At 40.3% G+C, this 22,166-nt stretch carries 21 protein-coding genes; 1 reads left to right on the top strand and 20 read right to left on the bottom strand.

The features are described from left to right. From recD2 to nrdD, 11 genes are all read right to left on the bottom strand, one after another. Positions 1 to 2,301, bottom strand: coding sequence for an SF1B family DNA helicase RecD2 (recD2, locus tag A3G9_RS0102210; RefSeq protein ID WP_002821328.1), 2,301 nt, complete (start codon positions 2,299 to 2,301; stop codon positions 1 to 3). Positions 2,302 to 2,367: 66 nt separating this feature from the next. Further along, the gene (locus A3G9_RS0102205) at positions 2,368 to 2,709 is read right to left on the bottom strand and encodes a DUF1831 domain-containing protein (RefSeq protein ID WP_002817163.1); all 342 of its coding nucleotides are present in this window, start codon (positions 2,707 to 2,709) and stop codon (positions 2,368 to 2,370) included. 38 nt (positions 2,710 to 2,747) lie between these two features. Further along, positions 2,748 to 3,422, bottom strand: coding sequence for a 5'-methylthioadenosine/adenosylhomocysteine nucleosidase (locus tag A3G9_RS0102200; RefSeq protein WP_002817162.1), 675 nt, complete (start codon positions 3,420 to 3,422; stop codon positions 2,748 to 2,750). A 12-nt stretch (positions 3,423 to 3,434) separates the two neighbouring features. Next, entirely contained in the window at positions 3,435 to 3,746 is a 312-nt protein-coding gene (locus tag A3G9_RS0102195) for a hypothetical protein (RefSeq protein ID WP_002821330.1), read from the bottom strand. Between the two features lie 47 nt (positions 3,747 to 3,793). Further along, the gene (gene sufU, locus A3G9_RS0102190; RefSeq protein WP_002821332.1) at positions 3,794 to 4,234 is read right to left on the bottom strand and encodes a Fe-S cluster assembly sulfur transfer protein SufU; all 441 of its coding nucleotides are present in this window, start codon (positions 4,232 to 4,234) and stop codon (positions 3,794 to 3,796) included. Between the two features lie 9 nt (positions 4,235 to 4,243). Then, on the bottom strand, positions 4,244 to 5,632 hold the full coding sequence (gene sufB, locus A3G9_RS0102185) for a Fe-S cluster assembly protein SufB (RefSeq protein WP_002821333.1): 1,389 nt from the start codon (positions 5,630 to 5,632) through the stop codon (positions 4,244 to 4,246). Continuing rightward, the gene (locus tag A3G9_RS0102180) at positions 5,625 to 6,878 is read right to left on the bottom strand and encodes a cysteine desulfurase (RefSeq protein WP_002821334.1); all 1,254 of its coding nucleotides are present in this window, start codon (positions 6,876 to 6,878) and stop codon (positions 5,625 to 5,627) included. The genes sufB and A3G9_RS0102180 overlap by 8 nt, the downstream gene beginning before the upstream one ends. After that, on the bottom strand, positions 6,856 to 8,136 hold the full coding sequence (locus tag A3G9_RS0102175; RefSeq protein WP_002817160.1) for a SufB/SufD family protein: 1,281 nt from the start codon (positions 8,134 to 8,136) through the stop codon (positions 6,856 to 6,858). Before A3G9_RS0102175 ends, A3G9_RS0102180 begins: the two co-directional genes overlap by 23 nt. Beyond that, positions 8,129 to 8,899 carry a Fe-S cluster assembly ATPase SufC gene (gene sufC / locus A3G9_RS0102170; protein ID WP_002817159.1) on the bottom strand — a complete coding sequence of 257 codons (771 nt, stop codon included), beginning with the start codon at positions 8,897 to 8,899 and terminating at the stop codon, positions 8,129 to 8,131. Before sufC ends, A3G9_RS0102175 begins: the two co-directional genes overlap by 8 nt. A 17-nt stretch (positions 8,900 to 8,916) precedes the next feature. Next, a complete protein-coding gene (gene nrdG / locus A3G9_RS0102165; protein WP_002817158.1) occupies positions 8,917 to 9,537 on the bottom strand; it encodes an anaerobic ribonucleoside-triphosphate reductase activating protein in 621 nt (206 codons plus the stop codon). Between the two features lie 9 nt (positions 9,538 to 9,546). Then, complete coding sequence (gene nrdD / locus A3G9_RS0102160) at positions 9,547 to 11,748, bottom strand: anaerobic ribonucleoside-triphosphate reductase (RefSeq protein ID WP_002821335.1); 2,202 nt, start codon at positions 11,746 to 11,748, stop codon at positions 9,547 to 9,549. A 215-nt stretch (positions 11,749 to 11,963) separates the two neighbouring features. Between nrdD and A3G9_RS0102155 the strand changes: the two genes are divergently transcribed. Then, a complete protein-coding gene (locus A3G9_RS0102155) occupies positions 11,964 to 12,320 on the top strand; it encodes a metal-sulfur cluster assembly factor (RefSeq protein WP_002821336.1) in 357 nt (118 codons plus the stop codon). Between the two features lie 62 nt (positions 12,321 to 12,382). On the opposite strand, the gene arcA is transcribed toward A3G9_RS0102155, so the two are convergent. From arcA to A3G9_RS0102115, 9 genes are all read right to left on the bottom strand, one after another. Continuing rightward, positions 12,383 to 13,627, bottom strand: a complete 1,245-nt coding sequence (gene arcA, locus A3G9_RS0102150) for an arginine deiminase (protein WP_002821337.1) — start codon at positions 13,625 to 13,627, stop codon at positions 12,383 to 12,385. 101 nt (positions 13,628 to 13,728) lie between these two features. Beyond that, positions 13,729 to 15,150: an NCS2 family permease gene (locus A3G9_RS0102145; protein WP_002818948.1), complete on the bottom strand. Its 1,422-nt coding sequence runs from the start codon at positions 15,148 to 15,150 to the stop codon at positions 13,729 to 13,731. A gap of 8 nt (positions 15,151 to 15,158) precedes the next feature. Beyond that, positions 15,159 to 15,812, bottom strand: a complete 654-nt coding sequence (locus tag A3G9_RS0102140; protein WP_002818949.1) for a histidine phosphatase family protein — start codon at positions 15,810 to 15,812, stop codon at positions 15,159 to 15,161. An 81-nt stretch (positions 15,813 to 15,893) separates the two neighbouring features. After that, positions 15,894 to 16,571, bottom strand: coding sequence for an ROK family protein (locus A3G9_RS01000000109390; RefSeq protein WP_018025214.1), 678 nt, complete (start codon positions 16,569 to 16,571; stop codon positions 15,894 to 15,896). A 294-nt stretch (positions 16,572 to 16,865) separates the two neighbouring features. Continuing rightward, entirely contained in the window at positions 16,866 to 17,009 is a 144-nt protein-coding gene (locus tag A3G9_RS1000000110740) for a VOC family protein (protein ID WP_369324016.1), read from the bottom strand. A gap of 356 nt (positions 17,010 to 17,365) precedes the next feature. Continuing rightward, positions 17,366 to 18,919: a glutamine-hydrolyzing GMP synthase gene (gene guaA, locus A3G9_RS0102130; protein ID WP_002818955.1), complete on the bottom strand. Its 1,554-nt coding sequence runs from the start codon at positions 18,917 to 18,919 to the stop codon at positions 17,366 to 17,368. A gap of 1 nt (position 18,920) precedes the next feature. Next, positions 18,921 to 19,484, bottom strand: a complete 564-nt coding sequence (hpt, locus tag A3G9_RS0102125) for a hypoxanthine phosphoribosyltransferase (RefSeq protein WP_002817151.1) — start codon at positions 19,482 to 19,484, stop codon at positions 18,921 to 18,923. Then, complete coding sequence (gene purB, locus A3G9_RS0102120; protein WP_002821338.1) at positions 19,481 to 20,782, bottom strand: adenylosuccinate lyase; 1,302 nt, start codon at positions 20,780 to 20,782, stop codon at positions 19,481 to 19,483. The genes hpt and purB overlap by 4 nt, the downstream gene beginning before the upstream one ends. After that, entirely contained in the window at positions 20,779 to 22,089 is a 1,311-nt protein-coding gene (locus A3G9_RS0102115) for an adenylosuccinate synthase (RefSeq protein WP_002821340.1), read from the bottom strand. Before A3G9_RS0102115 ends, purB begins: the two co-directional genes overlap by 4 nt. Positions 22,090 to 22,166: the final 77 nt, after the last annotated feature.

The following is a 22,166-nucleotide window of genomic DNA, read 5'->3' as shown; positions in this document are numbered from 1 at the left end:
TTATTTAATAAAGTCGCCTGGTTTGATTCCGTTCATACCAATCATTGGATCGATTTGATTATTTTCAATCAATTCTTTGCTTAAAACATAGTCAGGAGACTCATTGGCCTCTTTTTTGGTCGCTAGCACTACAGGCCTATCGACACCGTTTAATAATTTTACTAAATTTGTCTGCCGTAAAGGCGTCGGATTGTTGATTGCATCGGTAAAAGCTCTTTGACTGCCAATTAAAATCAATGATTTCTCGGCACGCGTAACACCGGTGTAGACAAGATTTCTCGTCACAAAATTATTAAAGGTACTTGTCAAAACAAAAATAACATTTCTAAACTCACTGCCTTGGGACTTATGAACTGTCGATGCATAGCTAAGCCGTAGTTGATTAATTTCATTCTCTTTATACATGACAGTATTACCAAGAAAATCAACCGATATGAAGCGTGAACGAAGCGGACCAGACAATTGCGTGGCAATCACATATCCTATATCACCGTTATTGACACCTTTTTCCGGATTGTTTTCTTGCTGCATAACCCGATCCCCAGCCAGAAAAGCAGTCGATAAATCATCAATCCGGATATCTCGATCAATTAAATATGGACGTGCCAGTTGGTTTAGAAGTTCGACAAGTCGATTCGTCGGAGTGATGATTTGTAAATCTTCCTTTTTAATACCAAAACGCATTGCTGCGGACAAAATTCGGCTGATCCCTTGTTCCAACTGGTATTCTTCAAGAGAAAAGAAAGAGATATCATTACCGTTTTCAAACATTTTTTGATCGACGATTCCCCGTTTCAAATCCTGTGATAAAAGGTCGATTCCAGAGCCCTTCGTCTGCCGATGATTGATCTGTAATTCGATTGTTTTAAATTGATCGCTGAGAATTAAGTCAGTTAAAATTTGACCGGCGCCAACCGATGGAAGTTGATCTTTATCGCCAACCAATAGTAAACGGCAACCATTAGGTACCGCTCGCAAGAAATGCTGGAAGAGTTGCAGATCAACCATTGACATTTCATCAATTACAATCAATCCGGCCTGCAGCTGATTATTTTCATCGAAATCAAAATATCCATCAGAGGTCGCCCCAAGCAGGTGATGAATCGTGACAGCCTGACGCCCGGTTACTTCTGTAATACGAGCTGCAGCACGACCGGTTGGAGCAGCCAACAAAACCAATTTTTTCGTTTGTTTGAATTTATTTTCCGAATCAGACTTCTCGGCCGCTCTTTCCCATTGCTGAATAACAGTCTTGATAACAGTAGTTTTGCCAGTCCCTGGTCCACCAGTCAGTATCGTTATCTGATTCTTGAAAACCGATTCTACGGCCTTTTTTTGCTTATCGTCAAGTAACGACTTATTGGAAAGTTGCAGTTTTCCGTTGAAAGAACGCTGTTTGTTTTTTGAAACACGTTTTAAATCATCGATAACCGATTCTTCCAAACGATAATATTCAGCTAAAGAAACGCGGCTATCGGAAATGAACAATTGCCCTTTCCTTTGCAAACTTTCGATTTCAGTCAAAATTTCCTGATCGAAAAACCCGAGTCCGCTTTCCAAAAGTTCTGAAACATTCTTTACGAGCTGGCCTTTGCTTAAGTAAGTATCCCCACTTTCTTGGGCTGCCGTCAATAAACTGAAAATAACTGCTCCATCGATCTGATCTTCTTGATTATTCAAATTATTGAATCGGGCAATCTGCTGAGCGTCTTGAAAAGTGAATCCATCAACCTGGCCAATCAATTGATAGGGATTTTCCGACAAAAGATTTGTAAAATCGGAACCAAATTGGTCAAACAATCGCTCGATCAAAGACTGGCTAAGGCCATACTGGCTGCTTTGAGCAATTGCTTTGGTTTTTTCCTGATTGCTTAAAAGAACGGCTCGCATATTTGCAATTTGTTTTTTCTTCAAACCGAGTGTCTTCAACTGATCGGGTTTATCAACAATCATATCAAGCGATTCACCGCCAAAATTACCTACGATCTTCTCGGCTGTCTTTCTCCCGACTCCCTCAAAAAGATCAGAACTGAGAAAATCTATTAATCCATCGTTATCATCCGGTAAAACGGACTGATAATCAAAAACATTAAACTGTTTTCCATATTTCGGATGAACCGTTAATTTTCCGGAGAATTCATAAGACTCGCCGATTTTTAAATCGGCAATTTCGCCCGTAAGAGTGATTTCCGTCTCTTCCCAATCAAAATCATCATTGGATACTTTCGCCAAAAAAACAGCATAATTATTAGCACTGTTTTTAAAAAAAGATTTTTTTATACTTGCTACTAATTGCGCCACTTAAATCAGTTTAACTCAAAATAAATAGCGTCATTCGGCGCTTAAGCAAGATTTGAATATTAAAGATCAACTAATTGTTTCGATAACTTTTCGATCAATTAATTGCTTCATAAAAAAACGATACTGTTCTACCAAAGCTTTGTCTTTAGGATTGGAAAAAATGTCAATATTAATCGCTTCGTTGCCACTGAGCAATGAAAGTTTAAAGGCAGTCAAATCCTTCGTAAAGGTTATCTTTAATTTTCTCGAAGCAGAGTAGCCCTTTTCCGGTTCAAGCATGTCTGTTTGAACAAAAGCACCGGCATTATTTAAAACAAAACCAAGATCTCGAAGAGTAAAAGCTTTTATTTCAGGGCTGATTCGATATCCTTGATCGCCCTTTACCAAAACTGTGTTTTCAAATGCCATGTTTAAATTATATCAAGCGAAACCCTTAAGCATCAAAATTAAATTGATTGAATAAAGTTTAAAAGCAATTTAGCCGATCTTTCGCCAGCCTGCACGAGAAATTCATCGAAACTAATCGCCGCTTGGTCATCGGCAGCATCGGAAATCGCTCTTAGAATGACAAAAGGTACTTGGAAATCGTAGGCAACTTGAGCAACTGCCGCACCTTCCATTTCAACGGCCAATCCATCAGGAAAATTTTTAATAATTGTATTTTTCATGTCGCCCATCACAAAGGAATCGCCTGTAACAATCAAACCAGTCTTTGCTTCCGGATTAACCTCTTGAAAATCTTTTACCAACTGAGGATCAGATTCAAAGAAACGCGGTTTTTCCGGCACGTAGCCAACAGAACCTTCGAATTTGGTGTTGTAAACGTCATGATGAGCCAATTTGCTGGCAATAACCTGATCGCCAATATGCAAACCGGCAGCTAAAGCACCGGCAGACCCAGTATTCACAACAAGATCCGGTTTATAGCGATCCAAAAGAACACCGGTTGCCATCGCGGCTTGAACTTTGCCAATTCCGGATTCCGTCAAAATAACATCTTTACCATAAATCTGTCCTTCGGAGAAATTCTGTCCGGCAATTTTTTTGCTTTGAATATTACTCAAAGCATCCAGCAATTGACGCTTTTCCTGTTCCATCGGTGTAATGATTCCAATCTTCATTTATAGAGCTCCTCATAAAAAAATAAAGTATAGATACAAAAGGACAATCAGAACTACCAATGACAAAATAGCAATATTCAAGCGAAATTTTAGTCTTTGGCTTCTTCCTTTACTTGTCAGCTTTCCGTCCGAACCAAGCTCGAACTTGCCATTGTGAGTTAATTTGAATTCTTGTTCGTATTCCGGTTGGACAGGAGTTACCTGTTTTGGATGTTCCTTGGCATATTGCTTTTCGATCGCTTTTCGTTTTTTCAAACGATCTTGAGCTTCGTCCTTGGCGTTTCTTTTTTCGACCCAATTGTTGATCCTGTCTTTTAAAGACATAGCTTAATAATACAAAAAGGAGGCCGATTATTCCTCCTTTTTGTCCACTAATCAAATTGATTGTTTTTTAGCATTTGTTCCAAAGCATCCCAAGCCAAACCGGCGCATTTCACCCGGGTTGGAAATTGACTGATTTTAGAAAAGACCGAAGCATCTCCAAGCTGATCGATTTCTACACTTTCTTTCCCAGTAATCATCTTCTGAAATTGGGAAATTCTCGTTTGCATGCTTTCAAGCGATTGGTGAAGTGCCAAATCAGCAAGAATACTTGCCGAAGCCTGACTAATCGTGCAACCCTGCCCTTGAAAAGCAATTGCAGTGATATGCCGATCAGAAACTTTGATCTGAAGCTCTAAAACATCGCCGCAATTTGGATTGTGGGCAAGCTGGACTGCCGTTGGGTTCAGTAATTGTCCCCGATATCTTTGGTCAACGGCAGCATCCAAAACAACCTGCCGATATAACTGATTTAATCCTTCTAATCCCACGAAAATATCCTAACCGATCGAACCTGCCATTTGAAATTCGATCAAACGATTAAGTTCGACTGCATATTCCATCGGTAATTGTTTTGTAAAAGGTTCAATAAAACCCATAATAATCATTTGGGTAGCTGTCGCCTCAGAAATTCCGCGACTCATTAAATAATAAAGTTGTTCTTCCGATATTTTGGAAACACGGGCTTCATGTTCCATACTGACTTGTCCATTATGAATTTCATTGATCGGAATCGTATCGGAAGATGATTTATCGTCCATGATAATCGTGTCGCATTCAACATGAGCTTTTGATCCTTGGGAATGTTCGCCAAAACGAACCGCGCCACGATAGTCGACCGCGCCACCATCTTTGGAAATCGATTTTGAAATAATGCTGGAAGACGTATTGGGAGCATTGTGAATCATCCGAGCTCCGTTATCCTGATCCATGTGTGCTCCGGCAACGGCAATTGACAACATTGTCCCCCTTGCTCCAGGACCATTTAAATAAACAGACGGATACTTCATCGTAATTTTTGAACCCAAGTTCCCGTCAACCCACTCCATCGTCGCATTTTCAGCTGCTGAAGCTTTTTTTGTCTCCATACTGTAAACATTAGTCGACCAGTTTTGAATCGTCGTATAACGGCAATATGCGTCCCTCTGAACGTTTACTTCTACAACGGCAGCATGAAGGCTATCGGAATCATAGTGGGGCGCCGTACAACCTTCGACATAGTTCACACTGGCCCCTTCGTCGACAATAATCAAAGTCCGTTCAAACTGCCCGGTATTGATCTCGTTAATACGAAAATAAGACTGCATCGGTGTCTTAACGCGAACGCCTTTTGGAACATAAATGAAAGCTCCGCCAGACCATACTGCACCGTTTAGGGCTGAAAATTTGTTCGTAGCCGGACTGACTAATTTACCGAACCATTTTTTAAATAATTCCGGATACTTTTGTAAGGCTGTGTCCGTATCGGTAAAAATAATTCCCTGTTTGGCAAATTGATCTTTGATGTTGTGGTAAACAACTTCTGATTCGTATTGGGCACTCGAACCGGCCAGATACTGTCTTTCTGCTTCAGGAACCCCCAATCGATCAAAAGTCTCTTTAATAGTCGCAGGAACATCATTCCAGTCGCGGTACTTTTTATCAGTAGCGCGCTGAAAATAATGCAGGCGATCAAGCTCTAGGCCGCTCAAGTCCGGACCAAAATCAGGCATGGGCATTTTATTATAAATCGCCAATGATTTTAAACGATAATCAAGCATCCAATCGGGCTCGTGTTTAGCAGCCGAAATTTCGCGAACAACCTTTTCATCAAGACCAATTCCAGTAGAATATATCGGTTTGAACTGATCATGAAATTCTGTGCCCGATCTTTGTACTGTCTTAGCCATTTGAGGACTCCTTTGAAGGGTGACGATTAAAAAAATCTTCCGTATCCTTTAGAGCAATTAAAAATCTCTCGACGTCGTCCAAATTATTATAAAAATAAAAGCTTGCCCGACAGGTTGCTGAAACACCCAAACGGTTCATTAAGGGTTCGGCACAATGATGTCCGGCTCGAATCGCAACTCCGTCAAGATCGAAAACTGTCGATACATCGTGAGGATGAATTTCACCAACATTAAAAGAAATAATTCCGGTGTGATTAGCAGGATCGGCCGATCCATAAATCTTCACCTGCGATCTATTTTGTAAAGCAGAAATAGCGGATTCCATTAAGGACCGATCTTGTGCGGCAATTTTATCAAAACCAACTTTTTGTAAATATGTTAAGGCAGCGCCAAAAGCAATTACACCGGCAATATTTTGCGTCCCGGCTTCAAAACGCAATGCGCCGCTTTTGAAGCTCGCTTCATTTTTACTAACTTCTTCAATCATCTCGCCACCGAAAAACTCCGGATCAATTTTCTCAAGCAATTCACTTTTACCATATAAAACACCGACTCCGGTTGGCCCCAGCATCTTGTGAGCAGAAAATGCCAAAAAATCACAGTCGAGATTTTGGACATCAATCTTAAAATGAGGAACGCTTTGGGCAGCATCGACAATCATAATTGCATTAACCTGATGAGCCATAAGCGCCAACTCTTTGACCGGCTGAATACTGCCAAGTACGTTAGAAACCTGAGTAATGCTGACAATTTTCGTTTTTGCATTAATTGTTTTTTTGGCAGCATTCAAATCAATCACGCCTTCTTGATTAAAATCCAAAAAGCGTAAACGGGCTCCGGTTTTTTTGGCCACCTGCTGCCAAGGTACGAGATTACTGTGATGTTCTAAAATCGAAAGAACAATTTCGTCTCCCGGTTTAAGTTTTGCTTCACCCCAGCGCTGAGCCACCCAATTTAAACTTTCAGTTGTGCTGCGGGTAAAAATTATCTCGTCGCGGGACTTTGCATTAATGAAATGCCGCACCTGGTCACGGACCTGCTCGTAATCGTCAGTCGCTTTTAAAGCCAAAGCATGTGTTGCTCGGTGAATATTAGCATTCTCATAACTGTAATACCTGCTAATTCTGTCGATAACAAGTTGGGGTTTTTGGCTCGTTGCCGCATTATCCAAATAAGCCAAGGGTTCATCATTCATTTTCACATTATTCAAAATAGGAAAATCGTCACGAAACTGATTTTTGGACATTCGTTAACAGTCTCCTTTCCAATGCCTGATCTAATTCGGCTCTTAAATTTTCGATTGGCAAACGATCCAAAAGATCATCAAAAAAACCTTTAACAAGTAATTGACGGGCCCGATCGACTGTTAATCCGCGACTCATTAAATAATAAAGCTGCTCCGGACTCACTCGACCAATACTGGCAGCGTGACCAGCTTCAACGTCATTTTCATCAATTAAAAGAATTGGATTGGCATCTCCTGTCGCAGTGGGAGACAATAATAAAATCCGGCTGCTTTGTTCCGAATTAGCACCGTGGGCGCCCTTAACGATTTTGCCAACCGCATTATAAATCAAACGACCATCTTGAAGAATCACTCCGCGTTGATTAATGTTGCCGGTTGTATGTTGACCAATGTGAATCAGTTTTGTCATCAAGGCCTGTTTCTGCTTTCGATCAGCCAAACTAACGACCCTTAAGTTGGCTTTTGAACCATTGCCATTTAAGATCGCCGAACACTCGCCAACCAAATTATTCAAATTCATTTCCGCCAAGAGCCAATTAACTTCTGCATCAACTCCGAGGCGGCTGAAACGATTGAAGTAACTGATCTTAGAATGATTTAATTGGTCAACGGCAAAACAATCAAGCCGGCTTCCCGGACCGGCAATCAAATCAAAGACAGAATTGAGCTGCACTTTTTCCAAACCGGGCGAAGACTTTGTCGTTTGAACAACTGTAGCCGTAACGCCACTACCGGTGATAAATAAAATATGTTGTTCAATTGCCGAAGCATAATTATCCACAGTCAAAGAAATTTCAATTGGTTTTTCCAAATGAAGATCGTTTGGCAAATAAATTAAAAGACCGCAATTCCAATAAGCCTGGTGCATGGCCAGCAAGCGGTTATTCGGATCTTTTTGCAAATATTGTTGGACTAAATCAGGCCTTTTTTCGGCAGCCTCAAAAAGATTCATCACGACGACACCAAGTTTTTGAAGTTCCCGAGGAAGATAAATCTTCAAACTTGATAAGTTACTTTGTTCGATCCTAATTTGAGATTTTTCTGTAAGAAAAGTTTTTTCTTCTTGAAGCGACCAACTTGAAGGTGCTGAAATCGCTTGGAAAGTTGTTTTTAAAACTCGCGGGTAATCCGGCCAATCCAAGTCTCGGCTAACCGAAAGAGCTTTTTTACGATGTTCGGTCAACCATTCAGCTTCATGAAGATCTGCTAAAACATTCAATTGCCGTTTAAAAAAATCGGAACGTCTTGTCTTAATCATGGTCTGCAGTCTCTAAACCAAGCGTCTTGGCAAGACCCTCGTATCCAGTTTTTTCCAGTTCAGCGGCCAAATCCGGACCACCAGTCTTTACAATCCGTCCACCCATCATAATATGAACAACGTCAGGAACAATATATTTCAAAAGTCGTTGATAGTGAGTAATAATTAAGGAACCAAATTCAGCTCCACGCAAAGAATTAACACCTTTAGCGACAATTGTTAATGCATCGATATCAAGGCCGGAATCAATCTCGTCTAGAATTGCAAAACGGGGTTTTAACATCAAAAGCTGCAATATTTCGTTACGTTTTTTTTCGCCGCCGGAAAATCCCTCGTTTAAATACCGTTCCGCCATCTCTTCCGGTATTTTTAATAGAGCCATTTTCTCATCCAACTGTTGGAGAAAATCGCGAACTTTAATCGCTTTTTCCTTTGGTCGGCCGGCATTAACCGCTGCTCGAATGAATTCCATATTCGTAATTCCGGGTATTTCTTGAGGATATTGCATCGCAAGAAATAGGCCGTGTCGAGCGCGCTCATCAACAGTCCAATTTAAGATACTTTTGCCATCGAGTAAAATATCGCCTTCAGTCACCTGATAACCACTTCTACCCATAATTGTTTCTGATAGAGTCGATTTCCCGGTCCCATTCGGACCCATAATCGCGTGAATCTCACCAGTGGATACAGTTAAATTAACACCCTTTAAAATATGTTGTCCCTCTGCTTGAACGTGTAGATTTTTGATCTCTAAAGTTGTCACTGGTCAATCTTACCTTCCTATCTAACCAAACGGTCCCAAATAACTACCTTGGATTGCTGCAAGGATTTCTGAACATCAATGATTCTCTGATTCGAACTGCCTCTAAATTGCAGTGTTAAATCTTTTTGTGCTTCCAAAAAACGGCCATCGACCAGAATGTCTAATTTACTCAACATTTCTTTTTTATCATCTGATTCCAGCTGCAGCTCATCCCAGGTATAGCCGGTCCAAGACCAAATATCCTTACTATGACCATATTCTTTATGAATTCTATCGATCAATTGCAAACATACATGAGTGTTCAAAAATGGTTCGCCGCCTAATAAAGTCAGCCCCTGAACATAAGACTGACCAAGATCGGCGATGATCTGATCTTCTAAATCTTTCGTGTACGGCTGACCATAATGAAAATTCTGAGCGACCTTGTTATAGCAGCCGGGACAGGCAAACTTGCAGCCGCTGACATATAAGCTGCAGCGGACTCCTTCGCCATCAACAAAATTAAATGGTTTATAACTAGCCACATAATCCAAACTTAAATCTTTAGACAACCATTCTTTAGGTTTTGGATTTTTTGGCAAACGCTGCCGATGTTGGTGCTGCCTTTTTGCTACGGCTTTTGTTTCCTTTTCCGTCATTAAAATCTCCTATCCTTGACGAGCACTGCTTGTACTATCATTTCCGAGCGACATGTGCTTGACACGAGAAATAATTTCCTGGTGACGTCCATGAATCATTGGCCGCTGCAATGGGTTGCCAAGATATCCACAAGTCCTTTTAACAACATCACAGGTTGCCGGATCGGTATTACCACACTTCGGGCACTTAAAACCACGCGCTGTGGCTTCAAATTCTCCCTTAAAACCACATTTAAAACATTGGTCGATAGGAGTGTTGGTTCCTAAATACCCGATTTTGTCATAAGCGTAGTCCCAAACTGCTTCCAATGCTTTTGGATTTTGTTTCAAATTTGGATATTCACAATAATGAATAAAACCGCCAGAACAGTATTTTGGATAATCTTTTTCAAAATCGATCTTTTCAAAGGGGGTAATTTTCTTTCTAACATCATAGTGGAAACTATTCGTGTAATATTCCTTATCGGTAATGTCTTTAACAATGCCAAACTTCTTTGTATCAAGCCGGCAGAATGTATCGGTCAAGCTCTCACTTGGAGTACTGTAAACACTGAAATGGTAGCCATATTCCTTTTCCCAAGCCTTGCAGTGTTCCCATAAGGTTTTGACAATCTTAACAGAAAATGCTTTGGCCTCCGGGTTATGTTCCCAAGCGTGACCAAAAAAGACAGTTCCCACTTCATAAATACCGATATATCCCAAAGAAACAGTCGAGCGGGATTTATTAAAGAGCTGATCGATTGAATCAGTCGGCTTCAAGCGCTTGCCGAAGGCTCCATATTCATAAAGAATCGGAGCATTCTCCGGACTAGCTTCTTTGGCGCGGTTGATCTTGAAAACAAGCGCTTCTTTACAAACATTCAAACGATCCTCGAAAATCTTCCAAAACTTCGCCTGATCTCCTTTTGACTCCATGGCTATTCTGGGAAGGTTAACTGTAACAACCCCTAAATTCATGCGACCGGCATTGACTTCGCGGCCATTTTCATCCCACCATCCTTGCAAAAATGAACGACAGCCCATCGGGGCTTTGAAACTACCGGTAAGTTCAACAATTTTGTCATACATCAAAACATCAGGATACATCCGCTTAGTGGCACATTCGATTGCCAACTGCTTAATATCATAGTTAGGATCTTCAGGTTTTAGATTGAGCCCACGTTTGATAGTAAAGACTAATTTTGGAAAAATCGCCGTCCGCCTTTCCTTGCCCAAGCCCTTAATCCGAACTTGTAAAATCGCCTTTTGGATCGACCGTTCTATCCAACTCGTTCCTAAACCAAAACCGACAGTCGTAAATGGCGTCTGGCCTTGAGAAGAATACAAAGTATTAATTTCATATTCCAAACCCTGCATCGCGTCGTAAATGTCTTTTTCGGTTTTTTGACGAGCAAAAGCTTCCTGTTTGTCTTCGTCTTCAATCCATTGCTTTGCTTCGGCTAGATTCTTATGATAATTTTTTTCAGCAAAGGGAGCTAGAAATTCGTCAGTCCGATCTGCAGAACAACCACCATATTGGCTGGAAGCTACATTAGCAATGATCTGGGCCATTTGGGCAGTGGCAGTCTGAATTGAATTTGGAGATTCAAGTTCGGCATTGCCGATTTTAAAACCGTTGGTCAACATTTCTTTAAAATCGATTAAGCAGCAGTTGGTCATTGGGCTATATGGTTGATAATCCAAATCATGCCAATGGATATCGCCACTCATATGTGCTTTGGCGACCCTTGGCGGAAGCATTTTCAAACCAATTGAACGCGCAACGGTGCCTGCCGTCAAATCTCGTTGAGTATTAAAAACATGGCTGTCCTTGTTCGCATTTTCATTGACGACTGTCTTGTCTTTGTTAAGCAGTTTTTGAATCGTAAAATTGATATCCGTTGCTTTGCTGGAATTAATTTCGGCCGACAATAATTGATTATTCGCGACTTGTGCCAGTTGTGGATTGCCCTGCTCTTTTAAAGAACGCAGAATAGCTGTGTTCAAATCCTGGCGAGTTGCTACAGAGTTGTCGGAAAGCGGTATTTTTGTCATGACTTGATCAACGATATTTTTGATTAATTGGCTGTCAAGCGGCTGATCGACTTTGTCATTGGCATGCAAAAGCACTTTTTCTATCTGGTCATCTTTTAGTTGGGAAATACTGCCGTCGTCTTCTTGAATTTTAATTGCGGTTAGCGTTGCTGGCGAATCATTATCTTGATTTATCATTTCATTCAACTCCTTTATCTTTTTGATTAACGCCAATAATAACGGATTATTGGGCAAGGTTCAATCTAAAAAAATGCCTTAGAGTTAGTTTTTTTGAAGGGAAAAGATAGATGTTTTGCTTGAATCATGCTAATCTGAAGCCGTTGAAAAAAATTATTTTTAAGTGAGAATTTATTAAACTTTTATTAAACTTATTAGGAGGCTGGTGACAAGCTTTGAATAAAAATACACAAGTTGAAAATGTTGACGAATCCTTGACAGAAGCGGAGTTTTCCTCAGTTATAGAAGCTTTAAAACAGGCGATTGACCCGGAAATGGGAGTGAGCGTCCAGGATCTTGGCTTGATTTACAGTTTGCAGATCGTCAAGAAAGACAAGAAACGGCAACTACATGTTTTAATGGCTTTGACACTGCTCGGATGTCCTTTAACTGCCGAATTGCAGACAATCGTCGAAGATGCGATTATGACATATAGTGATTTTACTAACGTTTTGGTACAAATCGACCCGACGATCGTCTGGGACCCGAATCGGATTTCCCGGCTCGCGAGAATTTCTTTGGGAATCTCCTGAAAAAAATAACAATTAATTTAAAAAGATTGCATTAATTATTAAATGCAATCTTTTTAAATACTTTAATTTTCAATATCTTCGCGATAGATCGGCATACTCATACAACGCGGGCCGCCACGCCCACGAGAAATTTCACTAGAAGGGACCTCGGAAACCTGAATACCATGCTTACGCAAAGCTTCGTTTGAAACATAATTACGATCATAAGTCACAACTGATCCAGGGGCGATTGCCAAAGTATTCGATCCGTCATTCCATTGCTCACGGGCGGAAATTATCGGATCACCATCACCGGTTGAGATCAGATCAAGTTCGTTCAAACCGAGCTGTTCTTTAAGAACTGTTTTAAGATTATTGGAAGATTCGATTTTAATCTGATTCTGTTTATCCTTATGCATCACAAGAATCGGCAGTTCTCCCTTGTTGTTGAGAATCATCGGGTGAACAGTAAATTGATCAAAATTTACCATTGTAAAAACCGTATCCAAATGCATCGTCGCATGAGTTTGAGGAATCTGAATCGCGATTACGGTATCGTAATTCGATCCGGCAAATAAATTTTTCGCAACATCCTTGATTGCTTCGGAACTAGTTCTTTGCGAAAGACCAATCGCCAACACATGATCGGAAAGAACCAATTCATCGCCGCCTTCAAGTCTGGCAACGTGATTACGATCGCGCCACACGTTGATATTTTTATTTGCAAAACGTGGATGATGATTAATAACCAGTTCGGTGAACATTGATTCCCGTCGACGAGCTTTGAAGGTCATTCGGTTGATCGTTAAACCATCGCCAATCGAAGCCGATGGATCGCGAGTGAAATAAAGATTAGGCATTGGTGCCATGAGAAAAGGTCTCGTCTGATCGAATGAAAAATTTTGCAAATCTTTTGAGGAAAACTCGATTTCATCGAAACGAACGCCGGCCATAATTTTATCGACCATCTCATTAGTTGGTAGGTCAACTAAAAATTTTTGTAATTGGTCATGTATCGTCCCACTTTTAAAACCAGATTCGGCAATCATTTTATCAATAAAAAAAGCTTTAACCTGTTCATCTGTTTCCAAAGCTTGAACAACCAACTTTTCAAGATACAAAACTTCAACACCTTTTTTTCGCAAGGTATCAGCAAAATTATCATGTTCTTTTTGGGCAAGCAATAAATAAGGAATATCATCAAACAACAAAGGTCCCATTGTATCAGGCGTCAAATTCTCGATTTCTTTCCCGGGCCGATGAAGTATAACCGTCTTCAATCTGCCAATTTCTGAATTTACGTGGATTGGACTTTTTTCTGTCAGCATTTTTACTCCTATTTTAATCAAATCTTTTGTAATTGATTAAACATCATAAAGGTAACACATACTGATATTCTGTCATATTTATTAACAAATTCATACTTTTTTTAATCAGCAAATCTAAAGGCAATTAGAATGAAGTTTACCAAAAACATCAGACTAATGATCAAAACAACCGGATTAATCTGTTTGAACTTTCCTTTGATTATTTTTACAAAAATATAAAAGATGAATCCGGCAGCAATTCCATAAGAAATCGAATAAGACAAGGCCATAAATACAGAAGTAAAGAACGATGGAATAGCAATTTCAAGATCGCCCCATTCAATTTTTTTGAATTCGCCCATCATTGAAATACCGACCAAAATTAAAATCGGCGCTGTAGCGGCATTTGGAATTACAGAGACAAAAGGAGCAAAGAAAATTGTCAGCAAAAATGCTGCTGCTGTTACGAGATTGGACAAGCCAGTTCTCCCGCCGGCGGCAATTCCAGAAGCAGATTCAATAAAAGTCGTTGTATTGGAAGTACCCAGTAGCCCAGCGCTGGTGGTCGTCACAGTATCAGCCAACAGAGCGCGATCCATTCGAGTTTTGAAACCAGCACGATTTTCAGCAAACTCGCGCTGATCTTCTTTTGTAAAAATCTGTGTCTGTTCGCCGATTCCAAGTAGAGTTCCGATCGCATCGAATAATCCGGTCAAACCCATCGCAAAGACAGTCGCAAGCGTTAACAAGAAAGCGTGCCAATTAGTGAAAAGAGTTGGCATACCTTGATTGGAGAACGAAGCCAGAAAGACTTTTGAAAACTCAGAAAAAGTTTCCGAAAGTGATTGTCCCCAAGAGATATCCGTATTAGTGACCCCCATTGGGATACCGATCAATGTTGTTAAGATCATTGAAATCAAAAAAGCGCCGGGAACTTTCCGCAAACACAAAACGATCAGAATCAACAAACCGATTAGTGCCAGGATTACCGGAGTCTGATTGAAATTGGCCATCTCGGGTGTAACGCTGCCATTGCCAATCATCGAAGATGTTCCCCAGCCGGAAATAACATCGGTTTTATCGATAATGAAATTGATAAATCCGGCATTCTTTAAGCCGATATAAGTAACAAACAAGCCAATCCCGCCGGCAATTGCGGCTTTTAGCTCCACGGGAATCGCTTTAACAATCGCCCGTCTTCCATGCGTCAGAGTAATAATTAAATCAAAAGTCCCAACCAAAAAAACGATTGCCAGAGCCTGCTGCCATTTAAAATGAAAACCAAAAACGATTGTGTAGGTGAAATAGGCCTGCATGCCAATTCCAGGAGCCAAGGCAAAAGGAACATTGGCAAACAATCCCATAAATAATGTTCCGATCGTCGAAACGATAATCGAAGCCAAAAAAACGCCCTTTTTCGGCATACCGGTTTGTCCTAAGATCTGTGGGTTTAAAAAGAAAATATAAACCATTGATAGAAAAGTCGTAAAACCGGCAATGACTTCTCTTTTGACATTCGTGTGATACTTTTCTAACTGAAACATATTTCTCCTCAAATAAGTGTTGTATTTCCCTTGGTATTAATTTCCTTCAAATAACCGACTTCGTCATAGCTTTCAATCGTGAAATGCTCATCATCTGTCGTCTGCAAAATCGAAGTCGAGGTATTTTTTAACGAAGAAATATTTTCATTTCCAGTTAATGCTTTAATTCCGAGCTGAATAATAGATCCGTGAGAAAAAATCAAAAGATTTTCATCATCGTTAATTTCTTTAATGCGGTGAATAATTCCTGTTTTAAAACGTTCCCTTGCCTTGGAAAAATTTTCAACGCCAAAATGTAAAAAACGTGGATCATCTTCTCTGGCGATTAATTTGGCGAAAAGCTCGGGATGCTTGTTAACAACCTGTTTTTTCGTCAAACCCTCCCAATCGCCAAAAGCAAGCTCGCGGAAATTTTCATCATCGATGATTCTTTCTTTGGAATGTTTCTTTGAATCGGCCAATGTTATCTCAGCCGTTCTTCTAGCTCGTTTAATCGGGCTCGTATAAACAGCCGAAAATGAAAAATGGTCGAGAAAAGCGGCCAAATCCCTGCAATCCTTTTTGCTTGATTCTAGAAGCGGCGAATCCCCATTAGCTCCCTGAAATCTCTCTTCTAAATTCCATTCAGTTCGCCCGTGTCTAATGATAAAAATTCGCTTCATACAAAATAGAATACAATTTTTTGAAGATAAAAACAGCAAAACTCGAACGTTTATAATATTTTAGCCTTAAAAAGAAGCAATTTAATAGACATTAATCTCGATTAAATCAAAAGATGTTCGATCAAAGATTGATATTTTCGGCTTTTTGCAAGGCAAAAAGAGCCAGCGGACTCCTGTTCTTGCTTCTAAAGAAGGCCCAGAAGCAAGTCCCTCAAGGCAATCACCGTGAAAACGACAAACTCCGGCAAAATTTGTATCATCGGGATGTTTACGCAAAATGATATGTCCCATTTCCGGATGAGAACGTCCGCCGACGAATAGGCCGCTCTGGATGACACCGACACCAACGCCGGTGCCGAGAGTAAAATAAACCAGTGTCTGGTCCTTTTTAACAGTTCCGAACTGATATTCTCCATAGACCGAAGAATTGACATCAGTTGTAAAAAAGATCGGTACATTAATTGCTGTCTTCAAGGTTCCGATGAAATCGAAATCAGACCAGCCGACTTTTGGCGTTTTCGTAATAAAACCATAATCGTCATAGCCTTCTTTGATTCCGATTGGTCCAAAGGAACCAACACCGATCGCAGATACTTCAAATTTTTGAAAAAAATTAATCGTCTGCAGCAAGGTATCGTGTGGATTAGATGTCTTGAATTTTATTTGATCAACGATATTAAAATTGCTATCGGCTACGGCACAAACAAACTTCGTGCCGCCGGCCTCCACAGATCCTAGTAATTTACTTTTTGCGACCATATTTCCCCCAAGGACAAAAAAATAACAAGAATTATTTTACCCGATTTCAAGGCAAAAATGTTAAACGATTAACCCTTTATCATTAAAAAAATATATTATTATCCAAAAAGAGACCAAAAAAACAATTCATCTGTTTGCAATACATCCCCTTCGCTATCTTTAAACTATAAGACCAAACTTTCGTCAAAAGAAATCCGATAGGAACGCTCAACTCATCAATCCGTTTCAGCAATAATTCCATTTTGTTAACTTGAAAACTCGGTAAACAATTATTACCCCAAATATGTCTCTCGATTACTTTTGGGGGATTAAACAGACAAAGTCTATTATGTTAGAAATTGAAAATGCTAAAACAGAATATCTCTCGCTTACCTTTTGATCCAGCAATAATTCATAGAAATTTATTGCTCTATCCATGTCCTTCACACAAATATACATATGAAAAAATTACCAATATTTTTTCCCGAAATTTTTGCATTTTTATTCTTTTCTTCATGTTTTGTTGTAATTAATCGAAATATAGGTCTGTGATAATAAATAGTCGAAAAAATTGATTTCCCTATAGCAATTCTTTGAATTTGCATATATAAACAAATCGGGAATCACCTGCTCGATGTTGCAATAATATCCATTTAAACGCCTATTTCTTCATCACATACGTGTGAATATAAAATGCAAAAAAAATTTGGCAAACAGCCATGTATTCTAATCGATCATTTTACTTTTTTAAAGGTCCCCAAATACTCTCAAATCCCCCTAAAAAGCCTTAAGTCTACCTAAACAATCTATTTAATTTATTCCCATTCGATCGTTGCCGGCGGCTTGCTCGTGATGTCGTAGACTACGCGGTTGATGTGACCAACTTCGTTGACAATGCGTTCAGAAATTTTGCCCAGCAGATCCCATGGCAGTTTGGCAAAATCAGCTGTCATGCCATCGACGGAAGTAATTGCCCGAATCGCAATTGTCCAGTCATAAGTCCGACCATCGCCCATGACACCGACCGAGCGCAGACCGGTCAAAATCGTAAAGTATTGCCAAACTGAATCTTCTAAACCGGCTTTGGCAATCTCATCGCGCAAAATCGCATCGGAATCACGCACAACAGCCAACTTTTCTTCTGTAATTTCGCCTAAAATTCGAATTGCCAATCCTGGGCCGGGAAATGGTTGACGCCAGACCAAAGCATGTGGCATTTGCATTTCTTCGCCAAGTTTACGGGCCTCGTCTTTAAACAGAGTACGCAGGGGTTCGATTAATTTAAAATGCATTTCTTTTGGCAAACCGCCAACGTTGTGATGCGACTTAATTGTTTGGGCAGTATCGGTTCCGGATTCAATTACATCCGTATAAAGAGTTCCCTGCGCCAAAAAATCAATCCCATCCAGCTTTTTCGCTTCATCATTAAAGGTTTCGATAAACTCTTTGCCAATAATTTTCCGTTTTTGCTCAGGTTCGCTGATTCCCTCTAATTTATCCAAAAAACGTTTTTGAGCATCGACTTTTATAATGTTTAAGCCAAATTTACCGGCTAATGATTCCATTACCAGTTTGGCCTCATTTTTTCTCAATAAACCATGATCTACAAAAATGCAGGTCAATTGCCGGCCAATTGCCTTGTGAAGTAAAACAGCCACTACGGAAGAGTCGACTCCACCTGAGAGACCTAAAAGAACTTTTTTATTGCCGACTTCAGTGCGGATCTTCTCAATTTGGTCATTGATAAAATCTTTCATTTGCCAATTTGCTTGGCATTGGGCGATTTTAAAAACAAAATTCTTTAAAATTTGATTCCCATACTCGGATAAGGTCGTCTCGGCATGAAACTGGGCACCGTAAAGTTTCTTATCGTCATCGGCAATAGCGGCAATTTTTGTTTTATCCGTCTTAGCCGCAACGACAAAACCTTCCGGTACCGCTTCAACCGAGTCTCCGTGGCTCATCAGTACTTTCTGTCCTTCCGGCGTATTAGCAAACAAAAGCGAATTTTCATCAAAATGCAGAGCAGCCTGACCAAATTCGCCGTTGCCATCATTAGGAAGAACCTTTCCGCCAGGCAAAACATAAGCCATTAACTGCATGCCGTAACAAACACCAAGAATCGGGATTCCCAATCTAAAAATTTCCGGATCAATCGTAAAAGCGTCATCGGCATAAACTGATTTTGGCCCCCCGGAAAGAATTATTGCTTTTGGAACATAATCCTTAATTTCATCAATTGTCATTTTTCTTGATTTCAGTTCTGAAAAAACACCAAACTCGCGAATTCGGCGAGTAATCAGCTGATTATATTGGCTACCGTAATCAAGGACAAGGATCTTATCATATTTTTTTTCAAGTTCTATCATTTTATTTAATCGTATCCAATTTATTTGTATCAATAACTGCAATCACGGGAAGATTACGAAAATAACTGTTGTAATCCATACCATAGCCAACCAAAAATTCATTAGGAACCTGAATACCGGTAAAATCGATCTCGACATCTAAAATTCGGGCGTCTTTTTTATCCGTTAAAACAACCGTCGTAATTGACCTAGCACCCTTTAATTTAAAGTAATCTGTCAGCCATTTCATCGTCCGACCCGTGTCCACAATCTCGTCAACAATCACAACGTCTCGATCAGTCAAATCTGTATCGACATCATGTGTAACACGGATATTGCCGGTTGATTGTGCATGATTATAAGATTTAACGTCAATATAATCCAGATCCACATCCAGAGTCATTTTTCTCAGCAGGTCGGTCGTAAAAATTGCCGCCCCCTTTAATACTGAAATAAACAGAGGCCGCTGGCTCGATTGAGAAAACTTGGCATCCAACTGGTCGGCAATCCGTTGAACAACTGCCGAGATATCGGTTTCCGTAGCCAAAACACCTTTAATGGCAGGATGACTAACTAATGCGTTCATGCTTCCTCCAATCCCAGTCGTGCATAAATTTTATCAACATTTCTTAAATGATATCGATAATCAAAAGCATCATCAATTTCCGCTTGACTGAGTTTTGAACTAATCAGTGGATCCTTTTCTACCAAATCCTTAAACATGAGATGTTCGTCCCAGGAACGAGCGGTTAACGGCTGAACAGTATCGTAAGATTTTTCTCTACTCATCCCTGCATTGATTAATTTCAAAAGCAAGCGCTGAGAATAAATCAAACCGTAGGTTTTTTTCATATTATTTTTCATTGTTTCCGGAAAAACAGCCAGGCCCTTTAAAATATTTGTAAAACGCTGAAGCATATAATCAATTAAAATCGTCGTATCGGGAAGGATTATCCGTTCAGCCGAAGAATGGGAAATATCCCTTTCGTGCCACAAAGTAATGTTTTCCATAGCTGTTTCCATATGCCCGCGAATAACTCTCGCCAGACCGGTCATGTTCTCCGATCCAATTGGATTTCTTTTATGTGGCATCGCCGAAGAACCTTTCTGACCAGCCGCGAAATTTTCCTCGACTTCATGTATTTCGGAACGCTGGAGACCACGAATCTCTGTAGCAAAATTTTCAATGCCGGTCGCAATCAAAGCGATGCAATTAATATAATCAGCATGAAGATCACGAGGCAAAACTTGTGATCCAATTGGCTGGGCCGTTAGCCCAAGCTGTTTCATAGCGTCCTCTTCGACTTCCATCGGGACGTTGGCAAAGGTGCCGACAGCCCCAGAAAGTTTACCAGTCTCAACTGCTTTTGAAGCTCGATCAAAACGCTCGATATTCCGTTTGGTTTCTTCGTAGTAACGAGCCAAAACCAGGCCAAAGCTTGTTGGTTCGGCATGAACGCCATGTGTTCTTCCCATCATGACAGTAGTCTTATATTTAAGTACCATTTCTTTAATCTGGTCCAAGTAAGCAATTAGATCATTTTTAATAATTTTGTTGGCTTGTTTCAAGCGAAGGCCCTGAGCCGTATCAACAACGTCGGTCGAAGTCAGGCCAAAATGGATCCAACGTTTTTCCGGTCCAAGCGATTCGGAAACATCGCGAGTAAAAGCAACGACATCATGATGTGTCCTTGCTTCGATTTCGGCAATTCGATCGACATCAAAAGTTGCCTTATTTTTAATTGCATCAACATCGGCTTGGGGAATTTTACCAAAATTTGCCCAAGCCTGATCAACGGCTATTTCGACTTCCAACCAAGTTTGGTACTGATTTTTCAGTTCCCAAATCGCACCCATTTCAGCTTTCGTATAGCGATCAATCATATTGTATGCAAAACCTCTTTATCTTCCGACCAAGGGTCTTTCAGCAAATGAGTTTGTTCGGCATGCGGTCCAACGGCAAAAGCCAAGATTGGTGTTTTTAACAAGTCCTCAATCCGATTCAAATAATTCTGAGCGTTAACAGGCAAATCCTGGCGGCGCTGAACTTCGCTTATATCTTCAGACCAGCCGGGAATCGTTTCATAAACCGGAACAGCATTTTCCAGGATTCTCAAGTTAGCAGGAAAATGATCCAAGGTCCGACCGTCGACCTTATAGGCTGTCGCGATTTTAATCTCTTTCAATCCAGATAAAACATCCAGCGAATTGATTGATAATTGTGTAATTCCAGCAACCAAAACAGAATGTCGTAAGGCCACTGCGTCAAGCCAACCGATTCGACGCGGGCGCTTGGTGATCACACCGTATTCATGTCCAGTTTCGCGAATTTTATCACCGATTTCATTTTTCAATTCGGTTGGGAAAGGACCCTCCCCAACTCGTGAAGTATAGGCTTTAACAACGCCAACAACCTGATTGATTTTATTTGGTCCGGTTCCGCTGCCAACGGCCGCACCTCCACCGACTGGATTTGAGGAAGTCACGTATGGATAAGTTCCATGATCGATATCAAGCATGATTCCCTGAGCTCCCTCGAAAATAATCCGTTTGCCTTCCTGAGATAATTTATCAAGTAAAACAGTTGTATCGGTCACATATTTTTCCAACTGGCGACCATATTCGACATATTCATCGTAAATCGTTTGAAAATCAAAAGCCTGGCCACCATATAATTTGGTAATTTCATTATTTTTTTCGGGTAAAAATTCTTTTAATACTTCAGCAAAAGATTTTGGATCAACTAAATCAACCATCCGAATTCCTCGACGATTGATTTTATCCGCATAAGTCGGTCCGATTCCTTTTTTGGTAGTACCAATTCTTCCGCCACTAGCCTGCTCACAAAGTGCATCCAGAGCAATATGGTAAGGCATGATAACGTGAGCCCGATCGGAAATTCTTAATCCGGATATATCAAGACCACGTTCCCTTAACATTTTCATTTCCAGTAAAAGAGCCTTTGGATTAACCACTTCTCCATTACCGATTACTGCTAAATGATTTGGATTAATGATTGCAACCGGCAAAGAAGACAACTCAAATTTCTCGTTTTGATGATAGACTGTATGTCCGGCATTGTCACCGCCTTGATATCTAACGACTACATCAGCTGTTTGACACAATAAATCAACAATTTTACCTTTTCCTTCGTCTCCCCATTGGGAGCCAACTACGACAATTCCCGCCATGAAATTCTCCTAAGTTCCTAAATATTAATAAAAACACGTCGTTGTCCTCGACGTGTTTTACTATATGCGATTAGAAC

Source organism: Oenococcus oeni DSM 20252 = AWRIB129 (genome assembly GCF_000372485.1).
Lineage (GTDB): Bacteria > Bacillota > Bacilli > Lactobacillales > Lactobacillaceae > Oenococcus > Oenococcus oeni.
The sequence above is the reverse complement of the archived record's forward strand: the minus strand, read 5'-3'. Positions and strand labels throughout refer to the sequence as shown.

Excerpts from the sequence above, each read along its gene's own strand:
- A3G9_RS0102205 (WP_002817163.1), bottom strand. The coding sequence starts at position 2,709 with ATGGCATTTGAAAACACAGTTTTGGTAAAGGGCGATCAAGGATATCGA.
- A3G9_RS0102200 (WP_002817162.1), bottom strand. The coding sequence starts at position 3,422 with ATGAAGATTGGAATCATTACACCGATGGAACAGGAAAAGCGTCAATTG.
- A3G9_RS0102195 (WP_002821330.1), bottom strand. The coding sequence starts at position 3,746 with ATGTCTTTAAAAGACAGGATCAACAATTGGGTCGAAAAAAGAAACGCC.
- sufB (WP_002821333.1), bottom strand. The coding sequence starts at position 5,632 with ATGGCTAAGACAGTACAAAGATCGGGCACAGAATTTCATGATCAGTTC.
- A3G9_RS0102180 (WP_002821334.1), bottom strand. The coding sequence starts at position 6,878 with ATGTCCAAAAATCAGTTTCGTGACGATTTTCCTATTTTGAATAATGTG.
- A3G9_RS0102175 (WP_002817160.1), bottom strand. The coding sequence starts at position 8,136 with ATGATTAAGACAAGACGTTCCGATTTTTTTAAACGGCAATTGAATGTT.
- nrdG (WP_002817158.1), bottom strand. The coding sequence starts at position 9,537 with ATGACGGAAAAGGAAACAAAAGCCGTAGCAAAAAGGCAGCACCAACAT.
- nrdD (WP_002821335.1), bottom strand. The coding sequence starts at position 11,748 with ATGATAAATCAAGATAATGATTCGCCAGCAACGCTAACCGCAATTAAA.
- arcA (WP_002821337.1), bottom strand. The coding sequence starts at position 13,627 with ATGCTGACAGAAAAAAGTCCAATCCACGTAAATTCAGAAATTGGCAGA.
- A3G9_RS0102145 (WP_002818948.1), bottom strand. The coding sequence starts at position 15,150 with ATGTTTCAGTTAGAAAAGTATCACACGAATGTCAAAAGAGAAGTCATT.
- A3G9_RS0102140 (WP_002818949.1), bottom strand. The coding sequence starts at position 15,812 with ATGAAGCGAATTTTTATCATTAGACACGGGCGAACTGAATGGAATTTA.
- A3G9_RS01000000109390 (WP_018025214.1), bottom strand. The coding sequence starts at position 16,571 with ATGGTCGCAAAAAGTAAATTACTAGGATCTGTGGAGGCCGGCGGCACG.
- A3G9_RS1000000110740 (WP_369324016.1), bottom strand. The coding sequence starts at position 17,009 with ATGTATATTTGTGTGAAGGACATGGATAGAGCAATAAATTTCTATGAA.
- guaA (WP_002818955.1), bottom strand. The coding sequence starts at position 18,919 with ATGATAGAACTTGAAAAAAAATATGATAAGATCCTTGTCCTTGATTAC.
- hpt (WP_002817151.1), bottom strand. The coding sequence starts at position 19,484 with ATGAACGCATTAGTTAGTCATCCTGCCATTAAAGGTGTTTTGGCTACG.
- purB (WP_002821338.1), bottom strand. The coding sequence starts at position 20,782 with ATGATTGATCGCTATACGAAAGCTGAAATGGGTGCGATTTGGGAACTG.
- A3G9_RS0102115 (WP_002821340.1), bottom strand. The coding sequence starts at position 22,089 with ATGGCGGGAATTGTCGTAGTTGGCTCCCAATGGGGAGACGAAGGAAAA.